General features: G+C 36.9%; 26 protein-coding genes. 4 read left to right on the forward strand and 22 right to left on the reverse strand.

The features are described from left to right. Positions 1-660 (reverse strand): TetR/AcrR family transcriptional regulator (locus tag G5W_RS20670; RefSeq protein ID WP_010095512.1); only part of this gene is annotated, 660 nt, incomplete at its 3' end. 167 nt (positions 661-827) lie between these two features. Between G5W_RS20670 and G5W_RS20675 the strand changes: the two genes are divergently transcribed. Next, positions 828-2,321, forward strand: coding sequence for a DHA2 family efflux MFS transporter permease subunit (locus G5W_RS20675; protein ID WP_010095513.1), 1,494 nt, complete (start codon positions 828-830; stop codon positions 2,319-2,321). Positions 2,322-2,446: 125 nt separating this feature from the next. On the opposite strand, the gene G5W_RS0107435 is transcribed toward G5W_RS20675, so the two are convergent. From G5W_RS0107435 to G5W_RS0107480, 9 genes are all read right to left on the reverse strand, one after another. Further along, a complete protein-coding gene (locus G5W_RS0107435) occupies positions 2,447-2,992 on the reverse strand; it encodes a hypothetical protein (RefSeq protein ID WP_010095514.1) in 546 nt (181 codons plus the stop codon). Between the two features lie 264 nt (positions 2,993-3,256). Next, a complete protein-coding gene (locus tag G5W_RS0107440; protein WP_010095516.1) occupies positions 3,257-3,769 on the reverse strand; it encodes a GNAT family N-acetyltransferase in 513 nt (170 codons plus the stop codon). Beyond that, on the reverse strand, positions 3,766-4,368 hold the full coding sequence (locus G5W_RS0107445) for a zinc dependent phospholipase C family protein (RefSeq protein ID WP_010095518.1): 603 nt from the start codon (positions 4,366-4,368) through the stop codon (positions 3,766-3,768). The genes G5W_RS0107440 and G5W_RS0107445 overlap by 4 nt, the downstream gene beginning before the upstream one ends. A gap of 6 nt (positions 4,369-4,374) precedes the next feature. Beyond that, entirely contained in the window at positions 4,375-4,689 is a 315-nt protein-coding gene (locus tag G5W_RS0107450) for a hypothetical protein (RefSeq protein WP_029191053.1), read from the reverse strand. Further along, positions 4,646-5,251, reverse strand: a complete 606-nt coding sequence (locus tag G5W_RS0107455; protein WP_029191054.1) for a hypothetical protein — start codon at positions 5,249-5,251, stop codon at positions 4,646-4,648. The genes G5W_RS0107450 and G5W_RS0107455 overlap by 44 nt, the downstream gene beginning before the upstream one ends. A gap of 15 nt (positions 5,252-5,266) precedes the next feature. Further along, a complete protein-coding gene (locus G5W_RS0107460; RefSeq protein ID WP_010095520.1) occupies positions 5,267-5,593 on the reverse strand; it encodes an HIT domain-containing protein in 327 nt (108 codons plus the stop codon). A gap of 582 nt (positions 5,594-6,175) precedes the next feature. Continuing rightward, positions 6,176-6,451 (reverse strand): phosphorylase family protein, encoded by a 276-nt coding sequence (locus G5W_RS24220; RefSeq protein WP_010095522.1) that lies wholly within the window; start codon positions 6,449-6,451, stop codon positions 6,176-6,178. Between the two features lie 147 nt (positions 6,452-6,598). Next, positions 6,599-7,429, reverse strand: coding sequence for a nucleotidyltransferase domain-containing protein (locus G5W_RS0107475; protein WP_010095523.1), 831 nt, complete (start codon positions 7,427-7,429; stop codon positions 6,599-6,601). Positions 7,430-7,439: 10 nt separating this feature from the next. Next, positions 7,440-7,934, reverse strand: a complete 495-nt coding sequence (locus G5W_RS0107480) for an NUDIX hydrolase (protein ID WP_010095525.1) — start codon at positions 7,932-7,934, stop codon at positions 7,440-7,442. Positions 7,935-8,082: 148 nt separating this feature from the next. On the opposite strand from G5W_RS0107480, the gene G5W_RS0107485 reads away from it, so the two are divergent. Then, complete coding sequence (locus G5W_RS0107485) at positions 8,083-8,910, forward strand: glycoside hydrolase domain-containing protein (protein ID WP_010095526.1); 828 nt, start codon at positions 8,083-8,085, stop codon at positions 8,908-8,910. A gap of 208 nt (positions 8,911-9,118) precedes the next feature. Here G5W_RS0107485 and G5W_RS24645 read toward each other — a convergent pair whose 3' ends face one another. The 12 genes from G5W_RS24645 to G5W_RS0107545 form a co-directional block, all read right to left on the reverse strand. Further along, positions 9,119-10,012 carry a GNAT family N-acetyltransferase gene (locus G5W_RS24645; RefSeq protein WP_010095527.1) on the reverse strand — a complete coding sequence of 298 codons (894 nt, stop codon included), beginning with the start codon at positions 10,010-10,012 and terminating at the stop codon, positions 9,119-9,121. Between the two features lie 69 nt (positions 10,013-10,081). Next, positions 10,082-10,636, reverse strand: a complete 555-nt coding sequence (locus tag G5W_RS0107495) for an SLOG family protein (protein ID WP_010095528.1) — start codon at positions 10,634-10,636, stop codon at positions 10,082-10,084. A 151-nt stretch (positions 10,637-10,787) separates the two neighbouring features. Further along, positions 10,788-11,291, reverse strand: coding sequence for a spore coat protein (locus G5W_RS20690; RefSeq protein ID WP_010095529.1), 504 nt, complete (start codon positions 11,289-11,291; stop codon positions 10,788-10,790). A gap of 103 nt (positions 11,292-11,394) precedes the next feature. Next, on the reverse strand, positions 11,395-11,937 hold the full coding sequence (locus G5W_RS20695) for a hypothetical protein (RefSeq protein WP_010095530.1): 543 nt from the start codon (positions 11,935-11,937) through the stop codon (positions 11,395-11,397). Between the two features lie 60 nt (positions 11,938-11,997). Then, positions 11,998-12,594 carry a class I SAM-dependent methyltransferase gene (locus G5W_RS0107510; protein WP_010095532.1) on the reverse strand — a complete coding sequence of 199 codons (597 nt, stop codon included), beginning with the start codon at positions 12,592-12,594 and terminating at the stop codon, positions 11,998-12,000. Between the two features lie 147 nt (positions 12,595-12,741). Further along, positions 12,742-12,957, reverse strand: coding sequence for a hypothetical protein (locus G5W_RS0107515; protein WP_010095535.1), 216 nt, complete (start codon positions 12,955-12,957; stop codon positions 12,742-12,744). Between the two features lie 108 nt (positions 12,958-13,065). Beyond that, positions 13,066-13,839 (reverse strand): ABC transporter permease, encoded by a 774-nt coding sequence (locus tag G5W_RS0107520; protein WP_010095537.1) that lies wholly within the window; start codon positions 13,837-13,839, stop codon positions 13,066-13,068. Further along, a complete protein-coding gene (locus G5W_RS0107525) occupies positions 13,817-14,803 on the reverse strand; it encodes an ABC transporter ATP-binding protein (protein ID WP_010095539.1) in 987 nt (328 codons plus the stop codon). Before G5W_RS0107525 ends, G5W_RS0107520 begins: the two co-directional genes overlap by 23 nt. Before the next feature lie 375 nt (positions 14,804-15,178). After that, positions 15,179-15,817, reverse strand: a complete 639-nt coding sequence (locus tag G5W_RS20700; RefSeq protein ID WP_010095541.1) for a DUF4269 domain-containing protein — start codon at positions 15,815-15,817, stop codon at positions 15,179-15,181. 11 nt (positions 15,818-15,828) lie between these two features. Continuing rightward, on the reverse strand, positions 15,829-16,611 hold the full coding sequence (locus G5W_RS0107535; RefSeq protein ID WP_010095543.1) for an MBL fold metallo-hydrolase: 783 nt from the start codon (positions 16,609-16,611) through the stop codon (positions 15,829-15,831). A gap of 11 nt (positions 16,612-16,622) precedes the next feature. Beyond that, complete coding sequence (gene mscL, locus G5W_RS0107540; protein WP_010095545.1) at positions 16,623-17,027, reverse strand: large conductance mechanosensitive channel protein MscL; 405 nt, start codon at positions 17,025-17,027, stop codon at positions 16,623-16,625. A 99-nt stretch (positions 17,028-17,126) separates the two neighbouring features. Further along, entirely contained in the window at positions 17,127-17,279 is a 153-nt protein-coding gene (locus G5W_RS0107545) for a small acid-soluble spore protein P (protein WP_010095546.1), read from the reverse strand. Between the two features lie 482 nt (positions 17,280-17,761). Between G5W_RS0107545 and G5W_RS0107555 the strand changes: the two genes are divergently transcribed. After that, complete coding sequence (locus G5W_RS0107555; protein ID WP_010095548.1) at positions 17,762-18,340, forward strand: hypothetical protein; 579 nt, start codon at positions 17,762-17,764, stop codon at positions 18,338-18,340. 99 nt (positions 18,341-18,439) lie between these two features. Beyond that, positions 18,440-18,607, forward strand: coding sequence for a hypothetical protein (locus G5W_RS23740; protein WP_010095549.1), 168 nt, complete (start codon positions 18,440-18,442; stop codon positions 18,605-18,607). Positions 18,608-18,641: the final 34 nt, after the last annotated feature.

An 18,641-nucleotide genomic window follows, 5' to 3' on the forward strand; every position in this document is an offset into this window, starting at 1 on the left:
CTCAACAATAGAAGCTAGCAGTTGTTCAGGATCTATCGTGTCTTTTTCCATTTCAAACCAATCGATAGAAAAAAACTTTTCCCCTGTCTGTATTTGTTCATGGATCATTGGTTTCATCCGCTTCAAAATAAACCGAATCACTTTTTCCAAATCTATCTCTTCAACGGTTGTCAGCTTCCACACATGCATAAAATGGTGAATGGATCCGAGTAACATTACAGCATAATCTACCGATTGCTCCCGGATCGCTGGGGTATAAATTTCACACAATCTTCTTGATATCCACTGTAACTCATACTGATACTGCTTATCCAAAAACTCCTTAATTTTAGGCTCATCTAAGTGCATAATCATATCAAATAAAATAAGCATATCATGCTCTTGATTCATCTTAGAACGAACTATAATTTGTTGAATAAACACTTCTTCATCATGCTTATCTTTTGAAAGCGCCAGCTCCAGTCTCTTCTGTTCACCTATTGTATGTACTGATTCTAGAATAGCAAGTAAACAATCCACTTTTGAGGCAAAATAATTATAGAATGTTCCTTTGGAAACTCCAGCATGATCGATAATATCTTGTATGGATGTTGCATGATATCCTTTTTCAATAAACAACTTTTGCGCTGCACTAACTATTCCATTTTCTCTTTTATTCATAAACCTATAACCACCTAATTAGAACAAGAGTATAGTTATATTTAACACGAAACACGTTGTTATATCAACAAATTATAGGTATACCAGCTATAATCATTGCAAAATTTGTACTGTCAGTATAAAATACTTAAGTGCTTCAATTTGAACACGGAAAGTAGGTTAGAAATATGTCTATAACACAACAAGAACAAAAAGCACCTTATGGTGTAATAGCTATTTTATTTATTGGTGCTTTTGTCGCTATACTTAATGAAACATTTCTCAATGTCGCATTACCATCTATTATGAACGAGTTTAAAGTTAGCCCAGCAAAGGTGCAATGGTTGGCAACAGGTTATATGCTTATCAATGGTATTCTCATACCTGCAAGTGCATTCTTCATTCAACGATTTACCAACCGTGGTATCTTCTTGACAGCAATGGGACTTTTTACTGCTGGTACGTTATTAGCAAGCATATCACCAACGTTTGGTATTCTGCTTACAGCAAGGATGATTCAAGCTGCAGGTTCAGCAATTATGATGCCACTATTAATGAATGTCATGCTTGTCGCATTTCCAATTGAGAAGCGTGGTCAGGTGATGGGTATCTTTGGGCTTGTCATGATAGTTGCTCCTGCATTAGGTCCAACACTATCAGGCTTTATTGTGGAGCATTATAGTTGGAGAATGTTATTCAATATCGTATTACCATTCTCAATTTTCTCTCTGGTATATGCTGCACTTCGTCTGAAGAATTTTACACCGCAGAATAGAATTAAACTGGATGTGCTATCATTGCTATTATCTAGTGTAGGATTTGGTGGACTATTATACGGATTCAGTTCAGCGGGTGATTTAGGATGGGGAGACCCCCTTGTCTATGGAACCATTATTGCGGGAGTTATCGGTTTAGTATTACTCATTATTCGCCAATTTAGTTTAGAAGAACCATTATTGGAATTTAGGATTTTTAGATTCCCAATGTTTGCACTTTCTTCTGCTATCTCCACAACCGTTTCACTGGCATTATTTTCTGGTATGATATTAATCCCACTATATATCCAAAATGTGCGTGGATTCTCACCAACAGAAGCTGGATTACTTATGCTTCCTGGAGCAGTTGTAATGGGGATTATGTCTCCAATTGCCGGGAGACTTTTTGATAAACATGGAGCAAAGATTATCTCTATTATTGGACTATCCATCTTAGTTGTTACAACCTTTATCTTAAGTAATCTATCAATGATAACTCCTTATCTGTTTGTTGCTGCCATTTTCTCTATTCGTGCATTTGGTATGTCTCTTGTCAATATGCCAGTTATTACGAATGGATTAAATCAACTACCGATGAAGGATTACCCGCACGGTACTGCAATGAATAATACGTTGTCACAAGTATCTGGCGCAATTGGATCTGCATTATTAGTAACGGTTATGAATAAACGTAGTGATGCTGCTCTTGAAGATTTAACGAAGGAACCAATCGATTCGAGTTTAATAGATGCGGAATCAGCTTTGGCACCAGCTAAACAGTTGGAGAATTTAGCGATGTTAGACGGTATTAATTTTTCATTCCTGATATCATCATTAATTGTTGTCATTGCTTTAATATTAGCGTTCTTTATTAAACGTGTTCCAGTCGGAAATCAAACACCTCCCCCTGAAAATCAGGAAAAGTAATTAGAAAAACACGCATTTGCTTGTCCTTTTGCAAATGCGCTTTTTTTTATGTATACGAGATAGATTTTTATGCACCCCTTTCTGCTAAAAGTAAAACCCTTTCTCGCTTAGCGAAAAGGGTTTTATTAATTATAGCTAGTTATAATATTTCCTTCATGATCTAATACATCAAACGAAACAGAATGATAATCGGTAAGTTGTTCGGTCACTACATCAACGAAGATATGCTGTTTATTTATATTAACATGTTTTTGTAATAGTTGTTCCCCCTGTTTATTTAGAATTCGATAATCAATCCGCTTGGCCCCAGGGTGATTAAAGACGACTCCCCAAACGAGATGAAGTGAATCCCCAGAATCGGGTTCAATTTGATCGACTTGGATAAACTCCGATTTCTTGCCAATATCTACATTTAATGAAAAATCCCCATTGGTATCCAATTCATAGCGATTGAATTTATTTTTTTCAAAGGAACTACGACAAACAATAAATTCTCCACTGTCATCCTTCGTTAAGAATATAACAACTCCATGATCTTCATTTTGATATAGTATTTCTGGTTTATCAAATTCTCCATAATCACTGTTATCAATAGCCTCCTGAAGTGTTTGCGCAGAGCAGCCCGCCATAAACGTATAGATAAATCCTAGTATTAACAGTAACTTTCTCATTTTCTCCTCCCTTTTTGAGAACCTGAATGGTTCTACTTTTATTTTATTCCCAATATCGTATAGGGTTTTTATTATTATCGAGGGATGTAAATATGTTTTATGCTTGCGAAGGTCACTAATTAAAAAACTATCTCTTATATAGACGTTTAAAGGAGCAAAAAGGTTTCAAATAATTGGAAAATACATAAGAAAATATCCATATTTTTCAATTTTGTTGAATTTTTACAGTAAATTTTGGATGAACTCTACTATCTTATGAGGAATTTATATATTTTTGCTCCTTTCCAATCCCATTATGATATAAGACTCAGATGATTCTCCTGGGAAAAAGTTTTCTCGAATAATCTTCCAGCCTAATGATTCATATAACGTACGAGCGGGATCATTATTCGTTTGCGTTGTTAATATTGCAGTTCTTTTATCTGCTTGTGTGATTAATGATGTGACGAGCTCTCTTCCAATTCTTTTACGACGATAGAATGGATGCACAGCAAGTTCAACTAATTCAAAGCAATTCGTCATCCAGAATTCCTGTTCTGTAGAGGATAATGCCTGTTTGATTCGTTCATGATAATATTGTCCCGCAGTCGAAGTATACCCATAAGCAAATCCTACTATCGAGAAACCATCAGCAGCTACAAAACTATAGAAACCTGGATATTTACCATGACGTTCTAACCTCTCTATGAATTCTCCTTGATTACTATTCCAAACCTCGTGAAAGAGATTAGCAACTTGGTCAATATCCCTTTCGAATGAAAATTCTCTTATTATCATAAGGTAACCCCTAGAGCTTTTATTTTCGCTATTCCCATTTCAGCAGATGTTTCTAGATAGCCGATTATCTGCTGAAACGTAAATACGCCCAGATCGGTTTCTAAGTCCTTCTTCGAGTAATTCATATCACCTATGACATATGGAATAAATGCTTTCACCTCTTCTGCACTAACTTCCTCCAAATCATGTATGTTGGCTATGTTGACAGATTCAAGTATCCTTTCATCAATTCGATAATGGTCGAGAAGTTTTCCATTTAACAAGCGAAAGTCTTGATGATACTTTTGATACAGTGTTTCATCTACACTCATCCTATTTTTCAACCAACCATGGTAAAAGCCATGTAACCAAACGTAATCCGCAATTAGGTGTGTGTAATAACCCATTACATAGGCTGAATGCTGATATTTCTTTAAAAAACCTTCATAATCGATTGACCTTGTGAAATCATTATGGTCTCCAATAAAAAAATGTGATGCGTCCTTAGGGTTTGTAGCATCTGGAGCTACTCCACCTATTAGGAACTCCCCCTTATCTGCAATTGATATATTTTCTGCAATTTTATTAGCAATAATGACATGCATAATTCGTGATCCCATATAGCGTCATCCTCTTTCTGCTTTTTGATAGGTAAGTAAAACCGTATCTCTCGGAAAAGAGAAATGATTTAATACTTCCATTGCATATGCATCCATATCGTCAAATTCTCCTTCTAACAATCGAAAGCCTTTTCGTTTGGCAAAATTAATCTGTAATTCTACTAATAGATTAATTTTCTCTTTATTTGATATATGGTTAGAACCTTTCCACCCAAATTCAACTCTGTCCTCAATCTCCGAATGATGAAGTAATGAGTATGCTAAAATTTCATTGTTATCATTTAGATAAAGGTAACTTCCTTCTTCGATTAAATCCTCCATAAATATCATATTCTGCCAGGTAGAAAGACTGAGTTCGGCTATCGGATTTACTTGGTGTGTTTCTTCTATAAATCTTTTTGACTAGGGTTGCGAGTTTTTTAACTATATGAGAATTCCCCTTGATTGTATCGAATGATAATACCCTTTCACTTTCATCTAGTGATGAAGCATATGGTATGTTCGCTAAAGTAATGGTCGGCAGATAGGTCTTACGGACCAATGTTAATTGGTTATGATAGTTATCTACTAAAGCTGAACTTGAATCTAGAGAAGTTTGGAGCGGATAGTCACTAGCCTTCATATCGCTCTCCATATATTCCATTAAATCCGCTGCAAGACCAATTTGTTTATTTCTTGTAGTACAACGAAAATAAGTACAAAACGGGTGAATTTTACTTTTCCATGCCGCAATAAACCCTATCATCTTACCATGTTCGTAAGCAGCATAGGATGCGATACAACTTGTACTTTTCGAGATAGTCACTAGATTTGTATCTTCTTGTGTACGTTTCAGGAGTTCGCTTAGTTTTTCTTCATCTGAAGATGTATACTTCTTTATCATAAGTCCACCTTATTTCTAAAATCTTTCACCCGAAACAATATGCCAGTGTAAATGCTTGGATTCTTGATAGTCTCCTAGATTAGTTATCACACGGCATGCGCCGAAGTCTTGCTCTACTTTTGCTGCCACCTTCTGAATAATGTTCATTAACTCCGTTAGGATCCATTTATCATCCGGATGAATGTCAGTCAGTGAAGGAATATGTTTTTTAGGGATTACAACTATATGCACCTTATAAGATGGACGGGTATGATAATATGCCAGAACATTCTCGGTTTCATAGACCTTTTCAACCTCTATTTTATGATTTAAAACATAATCACAATAGAAATCATTTGTCATATTTCGTCCTCCTTTTGATTAATGTAAATATTATAAACATTATAGCATTATCAATCATAATAGTAATGGTTAATGTTTTAAGGGCCTAGTTTTCTGTTACCTTTTTGTGGGCTTTATGTAATTTTTGAAGTTACAGAGGATCTGTCAACTACATTTTCAGTGCGTTTCGCTAGATTTTGGCGTTGAGATGCTCTATCAACTGTATTTCTACAGCAGATTCATTGTTTTTATAATTGAATTTTAAAGTTCTACATACCATTAAAAAAATCCCCTAGGACTCTCAGGGAATTCTCTTATAAACTTGCTAAATATAATGCCAATTCTCAAATTCTCTCCCCTGTCTAATCTGTTGTGGTATAGAATGTATCTCCTTGAATAATATGATTGGATAAGTTTAATATGCTAATAGCCTTTCGGTTAAAATGTTTCGCGATGTAAAGGTTGTGCAGTCTCCATATCCACTCCAAAATGGCCATCCTCTGACCAGTCTCTCACAATCTCTGTCGTTTCCATATATAATGATTACAGAACCTGTTACATACCGATAACCTTTTTTCTCACAATAATTGATCGCTTCTTCCACTAACTTCTGATTCGCATAAACCATTGTATCTCCCGGTAAATACCACCTGAGAAACACCATGCTCCAGTCACAATGAGAATGTCACCATATTGAACCTCATGGGACAACCCTCCGAAATAACCTGTTTGGATAAAATTTTCTGTTCCGAGAACAGCATAACGATGGGCTGTAACTGCTGCAGAAGGTCCCCCATATACATTGGCAAAACCAATTCTTTTCCCATCATAATTACCAATGACGGTATTCCAATCTCCTATCCACTGTTCGTTAGGCAAAAGTTATTACCATAACTCGATATTCTCTTTATTTTCCCATTCTCCATGAAGAATAAAGGAACTAGGGACTTTACTTTATGAAATACGGAGAGCCCTCATCCAGTCTTCTTTTTTTAAGTCACCGTAGAGTTTCATATGTCTCCCCTACTAAAGAATTAAATCAAAAACCTTTCGACAGAGTCCCTTATCATCTGATATTCCTACTTTATTAGACAAAACTGTATTCAACCGAATAAATTCAGGATATATTGCCGAGATTGTTTTCATTATTTTAGTTGCATTTCTATCACAATCCCAGTTCTTCAAAAGTTCCAGTTGTTCCTGTGAAAGTACCGTGTTTTCCCGCTCTATTTTCGACCAAACATGGTAAGAGTTATAAAGATAAACGCCCCTCTCCGTATACCAGGCTGAAGCAATGAACCATCTTACATGATCTAAATTCGTTAATGCATCATACAATTCACCACGCATGACTGCTCGATATGTTTCATGAACAAAGGCAAAAACTTTATTCCGCCAGAATATAATCTCATCAGTCGATACATTAAACGCAATATTCTTTGACTCATCGATTACTTTTTGAATGATTAATTCGGGGTCATGATATGTTTTCGCACCTTGTAACCATATTGAAGGTGCAAGATCTTTTTTCTCATGGTACCATGTATCGATTTTTACAAAGCACTCATAATGCGTAACGATATACGGAGTACTCGCACTACCCTCGTAAAATAAAACATCTCCCCATTTTGCTGAACGGCTCTTTTTTTCAGCAATGTAACCTTCTTTCACCTCTGAACGAACAACGATATGTAAATCGATATCAGAATAATGGTCAAAATCCCCTCTTGCTAGTGAACCAGATTCATAAATCCCTAGCACATTCGGATCATTCATTAAATCATCTAATGCACTCCTTAACAATTGTTTACGTAATTCTGGTAAGTTCGAATCTCTCTCCTTATGCTTTAATCCCACACATTTCCCCTCATCTCCTTACTTCTATTTGCATTGCATAAAGTAACATTTCTTGATGCATTCCATACCACTCTTTATATTTCGAAATCTCACTCGGGTGAATAAACATTCGCTCATCAGACTCGTTTTCACCTTTAAAAGATAGGACTTTGTTAATATTCATCTTATAAAAAAGCTGATACCCAACGAGTGGATATGGACTTGCTTCATTCCAATTCGGGTTATCCTGATGATTCACTTCCAGGGCACCGAGAAAAATAGAGTCACCCTTTACATAACCTTCCTCCAACACCTCACGTTTCAAGCATTCTTCGGGAGCTTCCCCTTTCTCAATATGACCGCCGGGAAGATCCCAACCACGATCATTTAAGTGGACCATTAAGAGATTGTCCTCCAAGAAACAAAAGCCATGAACACTTGTTATTAATTCTCTGGTTGGATGAAAATCTTTTCTCCATGTTAATTTAACGATAGCACTACCCCAGTTCATGTAAATAGAGCTCATACCGACACTCCTTTAGTTTTTTTATATTATTCGACAAATGTTTTTCGTTTCCTTTAAATATTTTGTATTAATTTCTCCCTACTCCGCCCACACCCATTTTTCTTCTTAGTCATAGTTTGCTACAGGGGGCTTGAAGGGAGGTTAAATCATGAGAAGAAACGAACTTTTTACTTTAGTTACCTTGATCATCATTGTAGCCATCCCTGTTATTATGGCAATTTATTTCCCATCCTCAATAGAAATAGATGAAGCAAAGGATCCTAAAACAGAAGAAAAGGAAAACAAGGATAAGGAAAAAGATAGTAAAAATAATAAAGGGGATAAAGAAAGTAATGGAGACGAAATACACTGGGGTGTTGATTCGGCAACTTACACAGACGAGGAATTCTTTGGTTGTGTCGTAGATAACTTTGGTCAACCATCTGTTTGGGGTCGCTATCTTGGAGATAAAGAAGGGGTTTCAGCAGGACTTGATTCTACCGAGGTAAAACTACTACATGATAACGGCATCAAAATTCTAGTAATCTATAACCATGTAGAGGATGCTCGGGGTCACGATAACGGTATTGCCCATGCCGAAGAAGCAATTGGTATGGCAAAGGAGCTTGAAATCCCCAAAGGTGTCGCAATCTTCGTCGATATTGAACCTGAATATCCAATCGATGCAGCTTTCCTAGAAGGCTGGTATTCTACCATAAAGGAGTCAGACTTTGAACCAGGTGTTTACGGTGTATTCAGCGACGATAATGATCTTTTGAATCAGTTTAGTTCAATGGACAAGGAAGCACTAAAAAACACTATCGTATGGACAGCATATCCTCAGGAAGAAATAACCACTAAAGAAAATGCCCCAGAATGGAGTGCAGCAGGACCAGAAAACGCAAAAGTATATGGATGGCAATATGCGATTGATTCGGAAACCTGTAATATAGACACAAACTTATTTAAAGGAAATATTATGGAGTTCTTATGGTAATCGGAGTGGGCCCTTTAAAGCCCACTCTTTTAACGTCCTGGGCATGAAACCGAGGAAAGTATACATAATGTTTAGCGAGGTTTAACGGAACTTTAGCGAAATTCAGCTAATCTTTAGCTAAGTTAGCAGGACCTTTAGCTTTCTGGCGAATTCTTTAGCGTTCTCCCTTTTCAACCCGCAAAAAGCCAGCCTCAATGGAGACTGGCTACTATTCAAATATCTTCGTTTTTTGTAAAGAAGGTGGACAAGCAAAATTATAAACTTTAATCTTTTTATTAATTTCTTTTACTAGTTTACGTCTTTCTTTCCCTTCAAGCTCTTTCAACTGCTCTTTTAACGATTCTATTTCATTTGCTAGTTCTATCCATTTAGGAAGAACATGATTATCTTTCATAGTTTTATATAATTGGGCTTCAGAAGGGTTCGTATATCCTGGTCCTAGTTTTAGTGGTTTTCCTTTACCAGGTAGGTCATCAAAATCACCCGACGCTTCTGCCCGTTTAATAATCTCTGTCATGTGATCGGTATATGGAATAGGTCGTTCATCTTCTAGCTGTCTCTTTCTCCAATCTGGCTTTATCAGTGACAATACATATGCATCATTAGATTGATTATGCTGATATAAATAGCCTCTAAGTGTTCCTTCAAGCTTAAACCCTACTTTTTCTAATAAGCCATTGGATGCTTTATTGGCTGGAAAAGTAATCGCTGCAATACGGTACAATCCTAAATCAACAAAGCAATATTCTAAAACACGATTAAGCGCTTCAGTTAATATCCCTTTCCTCCAATAATCTGGATGAAGTTCAAAGCCAACCTCTGCACGTTTCATATTAGCGGAATAATTATGAATGCCTATTGTTCCTACAAATTCATTGGTAGATTTTAATACAATCCCCCATCGGAACCCTCGTCCTTCCTGGAATAGAACCTGAAAGTGTTCAATAATATTCTCAGCTTCCTCCAGTGATTTCAAACTATCCCTACCGTAATATTTAGTGACCTCATCTCGTGATAAGACATTAAAGATATTTACCACAAAACTGTGGTTGATTTCTACTAATTTCAATCTATTCGTATAGAGTATAGGAAAATCTATCATTCTTACACTCCCCCCTACTTACTTATTTATTTTCGCTCCACATTGCTCGGTTTCCCTCTAAAAATCCTGCTAATTCCAGTAATCAGGATCTGCCATACGGAGCTCCTCCACCATATCGTCAAGGTCTGAAGGTGTAATTAAGAATATAGGATAATCTTTCGTTGCTCGTTTAGCCTCCTCGTAAAAAAACTTGGTGCTACCAGGATACTCCTCATCTAATAACAGTAAACACCCATCACTTTTCTCAACAAGCCATTTGTTCTTCGCTCTAAATTGATAGGATCCTTTATATTCTCCCTGATAAAGCGGCTGATAAAAATCAGCAACCATCGTTAATTCTTCATATTTAAATTTCAAGTCTTCTGGCCAGCGTTCATCTTGATTTTCAAAAGGAGGTATAATGGCAAGCTGAAGATCATACTGTTCCTTTAAGTCCATAACAATTTCAGCTACCCACAGCTCTACTCCCATTTGCCCCGAGAGAAGTACCCATTCTAACCCTTCCTCTATAAATCCAACTAATCGTTTTTCGAATGATGCTTTTATAATAGCTATTTTCGGATCGTTTTCCTTAAAGATGTTGATTTCTCTTGGTTTATATCCAGTAACCGTCAGTACTTTCATATGTATGTACACACCCTTACCTAAAATGACATTTTCTTATTACTTACTTTATCATTTTTTCTTGCAAGGTTCCTTAAATTGTTCTCCATAGAATAAAGAGCTGGCATTCTTGCCAGCTCTTCTACCATATCATGAGATGATTACCCAATAGTTATCGATTTCCTAATCCTGGATAAGGTTTCCCACATCCTGGTCCCATTCCAGGATTCATTCCTGGCGACATTGCCCCAGCTACCTGACCTGGATTCATACCTGGTCCCATGCCTGGTGACATTGCTCCTGCTACCTGCCCCGGATTCATACCTGGTCCCATGCCTGGTGACATTGCTCCTGCTACTTGACCTGGGTTCATACCTGGTCCCATGCCTGGTGCCATTGCTCCTGCTACCATTCCCGGCCCTGGTCCTGGACCAAATCCTGGTCCTGGTACATTGAATGAACCTCCATAAACATCTACACTATTCACTGTATTTTGAACAGAAGTGGAATGTGGAAATACATGCTGGTTCTGGATTAAGTGATGATTCATTATCGTAGTATGGGATGGATGAACATGCTGAACAGTTTCTTCAGTACAATGATGTACTACATTGTGTTTAGTTGGATAAACAATACATTTCGGACAACCACAACCTGGTCGATGACGATGTCTCATATAATTTCCCCTTTCTTGTGATACGTTCACTATTAACCTATGACAGGTGACCGATACTTGTATCAGACACTAACCTATTTATTGGGGAAAAGTTGAGATTTTCTTAATAGCTCTTACTCCACTTCACAAGTATTACCACAACTAATAGGATAATGAATAATCCGGCACCTACCCAAACGATGACTCCATCTGATAAAGGTTTGAATTCGTCAGATAAATCAACAATAGTATTCGGGGCAACACCCTGACCTAGTACTTCAAAATCCTCACTTGCATCTTTCGATTGAACCCATGACGTTCGGTCACACATATTGGTGGATAGACTCTGTTCACCTGATGCATACACTAAATACTCCCGACCAACCTGAAACTCAAAACCACAATCACCACCGCCAAGTCCGGTAACTACTATTACCTGTGATTCTTCCACACCTTTCCAGGCTTCTTCCACCTTAATAAGTACTTTCCTCGTATGATTAGCATCCTTTATGTCCAGTACTTCTCCCTTAAACATCGCAGTTGACCGTTCCATCTCCATTTGGGCAGGACCAAGTTCAGCACAGGAACAAGCAGCCGTTGGTATAGGTGATAACAGAACCGTTGTCAAAATCAGTACAATCATAAGTCCAATTCTAATATTATGCATTTCTATCCCCCCTACCTATAAGACGTAAGCTTTACAAAAAATGATTCAAGTCAAGAAGAATCATTTTATACTGGTGGCTATAAACATCGAGGCATCTTGATTCATAAAGATTTTTTCCCCACGATGAAAGGTCTTTATTTCTGTTGTTGCAAATCCTACTTCAGATAAACTGTTATTCAGTGTTTCATGTGAAAAGCCATTATGTACTTTCGGATGATTTATTTTCTCATTCTTATCAAAATCAACAATAATTAACTTACCATCAGTATTTAACATCTGAAACAACACTTGTAATATTTTTTTAGTATCAGGGATATGGAGAAGGACAAGCGACATGAAGACAATGTCTGCCTTAATTTCTGGGGTTTCTTGGGTGAAATCGGAAAGAAGCACATTTGCGTTAGCTATGCCTTTACGAGAAATTTTCCCTTTAGCGACTTCCAACATTTGTTCTGAAGAATCTACTAACCATATCGAATCGACTAAATCAGATAGTTCTAAACTCACTAAACCAGTACCACTTCCATAATCTATTAGAGTTTTCGACTTACTATTTTGTAATTCAGTTCTTACTTCCTTCACAATTACGCTAGCTAATCCTATTCTTTCTTCTGTATCATATCTTCTGGCCATTTGTTCAAATACGTTATTTTCCATAGTCAACTCCTAATTGAATATTTAGTATTAGTGTCTTACATAAAGTACCCTTTCCGTTGTAAACAAATTAGCAATACATTACTCTTCTTTGAATCAATACCTTACTATCATTAGTATATTCTTTCAAGATTTTAGCTTTCTCTTTTCCTACCTATCATTATAACTACCCTTATTTAGCTTATCGGCTATATCCCATAATAACCCTACAATTACCCCTAATAATATGGATATTCCATATAGGTTAGTCATAGGTGTATCTGCCATAATACTTAACCCAATCGTTATAAACCAGCCAGCGATTCCGCCTCCAACAGCACTAACAAGTGTTAGTCCTTCACTTTTCTTTTTTTCTTTTCTATTCACGTTCAATCACCTCTCCATTTAAATTTAACAAATTATTACGACACTTCCATACTTCAAGCGGATAACAATAAAAGACCAAAACGGAACCCAATTTGGTCTTTTACCTTTTTAATAATGTGCAAGTAATCCCTTTCGCATGGCATATCGTTCACAACTAAGAAAAACATATAGCCCTAGCGCAAAGTAGAATACTGCATTAAATACTAGAATTAGTATATCTGACATCGCGAATTCATTGATGGATACACCATTTATCATAATCTCCCGAACCATATCAATTCCCTTTACAAACGGAAAATAAGCTAAGAAAGGGGCAACAGATAAGGGAACAAATGTTAAACCCGCTAGAATAAATTGTAAAATCTGTAGAAATGCTTGGATTTGCTTTAAAATCATCGTAAAGCCAGCAATAATTAAGCCCAAGCCAAACATACTAATTAATGTTAATATCAATACTGGCAAGATGGATATGACATCTACATTTAGCCACTGACCAGCTGTAAACATACTCAAATAAAGCAATGCGACAATCATAACAAAGTCAAGGACAGTGGTGGAAATTAATCTAGTTGACATAATTTTCCATATCCCCATCGGTGACATCCCTAATTGTTCTAGTGTACCTTGTGTCGCTTCATTGGTAATCTGCCAGCCAATATCATTGACTACTGCCATTGTCATAAACCAAAAGATATAGTTTACGATGACATATTGAATATTCGTATCTTGCGTGCTTGGATCCCCAACTAAAGATATTCCGAAGAACATTCCTAAGAATATGACATAAAACGTCACGAGCATCGCAATTGTATTTGGTAAGTATCGTTTTAACATAATATATTCTCTGCGAATATTCGCGTTAAGCACGTTCAGAAAGCGCATATTCTTTCTCCCCCTTCACGATATTCATAAATACCTGTTCGAAATTTATTGTTTTACGATCAATTGTATCTACTGGTGTTTGCTCTAGTTTCAGGATGTCAAACAAGTCATAGATTTCCTGACTTTTTGTCAAATCTACTTCTATCGTTGATTGATAGGTGTCAGGTGAATAAATCAGTTCTGGAAACTTATTCAGTAAAAGCTGATGCTGTTCCTCACTTAAATGCCCATCAAGTTTTACAGAATAGGAACGCACTTCAAATAACCGCATTAAATTCTCCACTCGATCATCTGTCACTACTTTTCCAGAATTGATAATAACGGTGCGTTCACATAAATCCTGGATAACATCCATATCGTGTGAGGTAATAATAATAGTGCGCTTCTGATTTCGAACGATATCCCGAAGTAATTCACGAACTTCATAACCCGTCTCAATATCAAGACCTAGAGTCGGTTCATCTAACAGAATAACCTCACTCCCAGCAAGCATTGCAACTGCAATCGCTAACTTTTGTTGCATACCCCTTGATAAACGGTTTACCATTTCATTCTCTTTATCCTTCAATCGGAACTGTACAAGTAACTCATCGATTTGTCCTGCAACCTCTTTCCGGGACTTACCACGATTCCCTGCAAAATATTCTAGATTTTCACGAACCGTCAAACGCCAGTACAAGTTTCGGTTTCCTTCTAGAACTGCACTAATATGCTCTTGGGCATCAAGTCGCTTTATCTGATTATCAATTCCATTAATTAGAATCGAACCACTATCCGGACGAACCAATCCACAAATCATTTTTATGGTGGTCGTTTTCCCGGCCCCATTAGGTCCAAGTAATCCTAATATTTCTCCTTTGTTCACCGTAAACGAAATATCATCCACTGCAGTAATATACTCTTTTGTCTTTCGTTTTTTGTAAGACTTTTTTACATGCTTCACCTCAACAATTGCTTGTGCCACCTTATTCAACTCCTCTTTCGTTTCTATCCTTAGTTTATTGGAAACTATTTACTACTTCTACGGACCTAGGTTCTAATTCGTTTCAGTCTGGAGACTGAGAACTGGAGTAGGCTAGAGATGGGGGGCGTGAAATTGGGGTTGTCACTCGGGATCCGGGATTGTCATGCAGAATTTGGGAATTGTCGCGCGGGAATGGAGAATTATCGCACAAGATTTGGGATGTCGCGCAGGATTTCGAATTGTCACGCAGGATTGGGGCATTGTTACGAGGGATTCCAGTATAATCGCGCGGGCTTTTCATATTGTTACGTGAAATATAAAACAGGCGCGTGTTACAGATAAACCCGCGCCTGTTTCTTTGTATTCCGCTTAAGTCTAATGGAGTTCGCGTGACCTTAAGGTCGGTACGAGCGACTCTGGTGTGACTCCCGTCGCCACCACAACATTCAATATCTTCAACTGTCTAATTCTATCCTTTTTCAGATAATGTAATAATGCCTGACCAGCAGATATTAAATCGGTATAGGGGTCGCTCCCTTCAATACCTAATACCTGACAAAAAGCTGGTTCGGTCTTGATTCCTTGTTGTTTTAAGTTAATTATCTTTTCTTTTATACCGGGGTACTTGCTCAGCAACTCGTATTCCATAACCAAATGAATATAGGCATGTTGTTCTTTCACTGGCTGTGATTGGGCAAATAGTTCAAATTCAAATTCTGCATAATGAAAATTCGCTTTTACTACTGGATTGTTTCTAATGACGGTTTCCTTTACCCGGAAACCCTCAAAATCATCGTATAGTTGAGATATTTCCCCCATAAAGGTTTGTAGGTCGTGAACTTCCATGATGACATCAATATCCGATTCATCCGTGTCTACTCCTAATGGGATTGTTCCACAAATTACTGGAGAATACTTGTTTAGCTCAACCAAGATGTTTAAATCCTGAATAGCACGGAAAGCTGCTAGTTGTTTATCATTTCCGTTCCTCAACATTTTCATCGAATCCAACAAAGTACTTCCTCCTAAAATTGTATACTAAAGGATTTAAACACATGGGTTCCTGTACCGTGACGAACAACATCTTTACCGCGTAATTCGTATACTGCTTCCTGTACCTCATATAAAATACTCGGATCAATACCTAGCGTGTTATGCGCACCAAAGATTTTGGCAACCTGTAAGTAAGAGATTTTTTCTAAGGAGTTAAGTAGCTCCTCAGGGTCTGTAGTTGGATAAAACGCATAAATAGGCGTATCTACATAAAGTAAATCACCCGTAAATAAATATTCTCTATCATTATCAAGGACACAAATATGACCTGGAGAATGACCAGGTGTATGAAAAATAGTTAATAATCGATCTCCTAAATCAATTAAATCCCCATCTGATAATATTGCAGTCGGTTGTCCTGTATATGGCGTATATGTATTCGGATTAAACTCAGTTGGAGTAGGCTTCGTAATGTCTCTACCTATATCATGACGAATCCGTTCAATCGAAAGTCCTTTAATGCCATTGATGAGCCAGTCTTCTTCCGCTTCATGTACTAAGATTGTTTCATATAATCCATGACCACCAATATGATCTGCATGTACATGAGTGGTAATAACAATAATCGGTAAATCGGTTAGCTGGTCTGTAATTCGTTTAATATTATCAATACCTAAACCGGTATCAATTAAGGCCGCCTTTTCTTTACCAATTAATAAAAAGGAGTGCACCTTCTCCCAATGGCCATACTCACTTATAGCAAAAGTTGTTTCATCGATTTGCTGAACTGTAAACCATGAATCCTTGATTTTCATCTGATTTCCCCCTAATCAGCTTTATTACTTTGCTCTGCTAGAATATCACGAATTTCCATTAATAACTTTTCTTGTGCATCTATCTTTGGTGCTTCCTCTACTATTTCTTCTTCCTTCTTCTTCAGCTTGAATTTGCTTACAATACGTATAAACATAAATATCGATAAAGCTATTACAAAGAAATCAAAAACAGATTGTATAAAAATTCCATACTGAATCTCCACACCACGAATTGTCCAGACTTCTTTTGTAAAATCTATCCCATTAAATAAAATTCCTACTAATGGTGTAATGATGTTCGCTACCAATGAGTTTACTATCGCACTAAAAGCAGTTCCTATTACCACGGCAACGGCTAAGTCAAACACATTCCCTTTTGTCGCAAACACCTTAAATTCTGCCCAAAACTTTTTCATACTATCAACCCTAACATTCTTATTATTCCATTTAATAATAGGTTAAGCTCTCTAGTTTATCAACCAATAAAGGACAGTCTAAATAGACTGCCCTACACTTTATAATCCATGATGTGGATTTCGATTTTGACGAGAATGATTTTTGTTTTTTACCTTTTTAGAACCATCTAGCCCTTCTCCATATGGTAAATCCGGTGACAGTGGTAAATTTGGTTCCTTCTGTTGTTTTGGTCCTTTTGGTCTTCCACCCATAAATGTTTCCTCCTTTTTAAAATATATCAATAGTTTGGGGTGGAGTAGGAATTTTATGCATATTGAAAGAGGTAGTAGCTTATCGAGATGATAAACTACTACCTCCCTGAGGGTATTATACTGTTGATTTATTTACTAGTTACGGTAGTAAGAATCCAAGCAACGCGATTAAAAGGATAATCGGCGTGAAGATTACAAACCAAACGAATAGCAATACTAATGCTGCAATCATCTAATCAACACCTCCTAAGGCTTTACTGTAAGGCCTCACAATAATAAGCTATGAAAACTTGCAACTTCAGACTGGACGAATTAACCTATCTATCGAAAAATGGTTGTTTGAAGTAGGATTTATAACCTTTTAACGCTATTCCTAGTAGGCAAGCATATATTTTTGAAATAAAAATAGACTCCAGCACTTACCAACTGATTCTATTTGGCGTACGTATGTATCGTAAGGAACTAGTAAAGGTGGTGTAATAGTGAATCAAAGGACTTACAAGCCAACAGGTAGCGGCAAACATCGAGAACTCCGTAAAAATCGTATTTCTTATTCTTCTAATCCTAGTAATGATGCGAATACCAACACATCTCCAGTAACGAAGCTCGAGCAACTCAAACAGAACACGAACCAATTGATCACAACCAATCGAATGCATGAAAAAAAAGCAAGTATGTTGGAGCCAGTTAAGAAAAGCTTACAGCAGAATAACCTCGGATCTGATCTTTTAGAGAAAATTAAAGCTCTGTTAGATAGCTTACAGACAGAAGATGCTACGAAATATGTGGATGCCTTTAAAAAAGGGGCAAACAAGGTTTTAAAAACATTACCAATTAAAGAGGCGGTGAACAAGTTGACTAAGGACATGAATCTTTCCGACCTTCTGAAAAGTCTTGGCGAAAATAAAAACACTCCTGAACTCCTTCAAAGTATGATGAACAATCCTGAAATGAGACAAACTGCAATGGATATGATGCAGGAAATGATGAAAGATGAAAAGAAGGTAGCAGAAATTACCGAAATGATGTCTAAAATGTTCAATTCGGATAAAGACTCTTAAAAAACAGCCTATTTCTCTACGAAATTAGATAGAATGAGGAAAACATACTGGCAACCTCTACCTCACTTCATACAATGTTAGTAGAAAGGAGGTAGAGCTATGTTTCAAGATATTCAAAACAAAATTAACCAAGCAGTACAAGGTGCACAAAATCGTATTAATCAAAATGTAAATTCATTGCGTTCTCAATTCCAACAAACAACTTCTACTAACCAAACGGCTCAGCAAAGAATACAAAACATTGTAAACCGTATTAGAAACCGGTAAGTAGAATATATTCTATATCTCTCCTACAAAAAAG

Source organism: Ornithinibacillus scapharcae TW25, from assembly GCF_000190475.1.
GTDB classification, from domain to species: domain Bacteria; phylum Bacillota; class Bacilli; order Bacillales; family Amphibacillaceae; genus Ornithinibacillus; species Ornithinibacillus scapharcae.